Source organism: Mesorhizobium sp. M7A.F.Ca.ET.027.02.1.1 (genome assembly GCF_004022985.1).
Taxonomy (GTDB): Bacteria; Pseudomonadota; Alphaproteobacteria; order Rhizobiales; family Rhizobiaceae; genus Mesorhizobium.
Window position 1 is genome coordinate 1 of record NZ_RZOL01000566.1, and the last position, 3055, is coordinate 3055.

The following is a 3055-nucleotide window of genomic DNA, read 5'->3' on the forward strand; positions in this document are numbered from 1 at the left end:
CCGGCTGGCCAAACAGATAGCCTTGCCCGCCGGCACAGCCGAACTGGACCAGGCGATCGGCCTGCGCTTCCTGCTCGATGCCTTCGGCGACGACGTCCATGCCGAGCCCCTCGCACATTGCGAGAATGGCGCGGATGATGTGTTCCGAGGGACGGTCGTCGAGAATGGAGGAGACGAAGGCGCGATCGATCTTGAGCTTGTCGAAATGGAATTCGCGCAGACGGCCGAGCGAGGACTGGCCGGTGCCGAAATCGTCGAGCGAGACGCGGATGCCGACGCGGCGCAGATCCTCGACGATCTGCGCGGCAGAGGCTGGGTCGTTCATCAGGCCGGTCTCGGTGATCTCGATCTCCAGCCGCCGCGGATCGAAGCCGGTGCGATCGAGGATCGCCAGTATGTGCAGGCCGGTGTTCTGGTCGACGAGCTGCGATGGCGACAGGTTGAAGGACAGGAACAGGTCCTTCGGCCAGCTTCTGGCCGCTTCGGTCGCCTTGCGCAGCACCAGCTGCGACAACGGGCCGATGATGCCGCGCTCCTCGGCGATGGGAATGAAGACGGTCGGCGGCACCGAGCCGAGGTCGCGATCGGTCCAGCGCGCCAGCGTCTCGAAGCCGATGGTGCGGCGCGTGGCGAGATCGACGATGGGCTGGAAATGCGGCTCGACCTCGCCGGCCGAGACAGCCCGGCGCAGCGCCTGTTCGATGCGGGTGACGCGCTTGGCCGCCTCTTCCATCTCACGGGTGTAGACGACGACGCGGCCACGGCCGGAACGCTTGGCGTGATAGAGCGCCGTCTCGGCCTTGTTGATGAGGATTTCCGTGGTCTCGTCGCCCGAATAGAACAGCGAGCAGCCGACCGAGGCCGAAAGCCTGGCGGTGCGTTCGCCGACATCATAGGGCGCCGACAGGATCTCGATCAGCATGCGCGACTTTTCGGCCGCCGCCTCCTCGCTGAACACCAGGGGATAGAGAAAGGCGAATTCGTCGGCACCGGTGCGGCAGACCGTGGAATGGCCGTCCATCGAGGCGCGCAGCCGCATCGCCACCTGGATCAGGATATCGTCGCCGGCCTTGTGGCCGAACAGATCGTTGATCGGCTTGAAGCCGTCGAGGTCGAGAATGCCGACGGTAAAGGGCGCGGGATCGTCGGCACGGTCGGCGATCAGGCGATCGACCTTGTCGAAGAAGCGGCGATGGTTGCCAAGCCCGGTCAACGGATCGGTGAATGCCAGATCCGTGCTCTCCCTGTTTGCTTGACCGGTGCCAAACGAAGTTTGCATCGGTGTCCCTGTTTTGTGACGTCGGAATTTATTTTCAGACTGGCAGCAAACCCTTTAGGAAACGTATCGCGAAATCGATTTTCCACGGGCAACCGCGACTGTTTCGAAGGATCGATGAAAGCAGCGCATTCGGGTGTCGGATGCCAATCCTAGGAATGTCGCGATTGGCAGACGGGCAGTGAGCCTGTACAGGCAAGACAGTCGTCCATCCGAGCCGCCGGAGACCCGCCATGAAGCTGAAAATCGCCGTCCAGATGGACCACATCTCCACAGTGTCGATCGCCGGCGACACCTCGTTCGCGCTGTCGCTGGAAGCGCAGCGGCGCGGCCATGAGCTGTTCCACTACACGCCGGATCGGCTGTCGTTGCGCGACGGCAAGGTGTTTGCCCGCATCGAGGAAATGCAGGTGCGCGACGAGAAGGGCAGCCACTATTCGCTGGGCGAGAAGGTGCGCACCGACCTGTCGGAGATGGATGTGGTCCTGCTGCGCCAGGATCCGCCCTTCGACATGAACTACATCACCACCACGCACATCCTGGAGCGCATCCATCCGAAAACGCTCGTGGTCAACGACCCGGCCTGGGTGCGCAACAGCCCGGAAAAGATCTTCGTCACCGAATTTGCCGACCTGATGCCGGACACGCTGATCACCAAGGATCCGCTGGAGGTCGCCGCCTTCCGCAAGGAGTTCGGCGACATCATCGTCAAGCCGCTCTACGGCAATGGCGGCGCCGGCATCTTCCATCTGCTCGAGGGCGACCGCAACCTTGCCTCGCTGCTGGAAATGTTCGGCCAGATGTTCCGCGAACCCTACATCGTGCAGCGCTATCTCAAGGACGTGCGCAAGGGCGACAAGCGCATCATCCTGATCGACGGCGAGCCGGTCGGCGCCATCAACCGGGTGCCGGCCGAGCATGATTCCCGCTCCAACATGCATGTCGGCGGCCGCGCCGAAAAGACCGAACTGACGGAGCGCGAACGCGAGATCTGCGCCCGCATCGGCCCATCGCTGAAGGAGCGCGGCTTCATCCTGGTCGGCATCGACGTGATCGGCGACTACATGACCGAGATCAACGTGACCTCGCCGACCGGCGTGCGCGAGGTCAAACGCTTCGGCGGCGCCGACATCGCCAGCCTGTTCTGGGACGCGGTTGAGGGAAAGCGCGGGTAAGCCGTTTTCATTTTGTCTTAACCATGTTCCGTTTTTGCAACCGCGCTCGCTTCCGCTGCAACCCGAGCGGTCATGCGTTCCCGTAATGTTCTTGATTTGACCGGGGAAGTGTGATTGTCTTCCCGGCGGGCCATTCCTGGCCTGATCGCAGGGGCTGGGGCCAGCCTGAATTGGGGTTGCACGATGGTGGCGCGGGTTCGCACGGTCGCTTTCCAGGGCATCGAGGCCGTGCCGGTCGACGTGCAGGTGATGATCGCGCCCGGCAAGGTCAACATGCACATCGTCGGCCTGGGCGACAAGGCGGTGGCCGAAAGTCGCGAGCGGGTGCAGGCCGCGCTGCATGCTTCCGGCCTGTCGATGCCGTCGAAGAAAGTCACGGTCAATCTGGCACCGGCCGACCTGCCGAAGGAAGGCAGTCATTACGACCTGCCGATCGCGCTTGGCCTGATGGCTGCCCTTGGCGCCATTCCGGGCGACATGCTGGCCGGCTATGTCGTGCTTGGAGAATTGTCGCTCGACGGCGCGATTGCCGCGGTCGCCGGCGCCTTGCCGGCGACCGCGGCAATCGTGCCGTCGAGCGACAATTCTCCAAGCACGACATAGC

General features: G+C 63.4%; 2 protein-coding genes and 1 pseudogene. 2 read left to right on the top strand and 1 reads right to left on the bottom strand.

Features of this window, described 5'->3' with window-relative positions:
• Positions 1 to 1279 (bottom strand): EAL domain-containing protein (locus EN749_RS33465; RefSeq protein WP_128364771.1); only part of this gene is annotated, 1279 nt, incomplete at its 3' end.
• Between the two features lie 230 nt (positions 1280 to 1509).
• On the opposite strand from EN749_RS33465, the gene gshB reads away from it, so the two are divergent.
• Together gshB and EN749_RS33475 are read left to right on the top strand one after the other, a co-directional pair.
• Complete coding sequence (gene gshB, locus EN749_RS33470; protein WP_127808436.1) at positions 1510 to 2451, top strand: glutathione synthase; 942 nt, start codon at positions 1510 to 1512, stop codon at positions 2449 to 2451.
• Between the two features lie 183 nt (positions 2452 to 2634).
• Positions 2635 to 3033: pseudogene (locus tag EN749_RS33475) on the top strand (magnesium chelatase domain-containing protein); the annotation flags it as partial.
• Positions 3034 to 3055: the final 22 nt, after the last annotated feature.

Bases quoted from the DNA above. Each gene is read 5' to 3' on its own strand.
- gshB (WP_127808436.1), top strand. From the start codon at position 1,510: ATGAAGCTGAAAATCGCCGTCCAGATGGACCACATCTCCACAGTGTCG.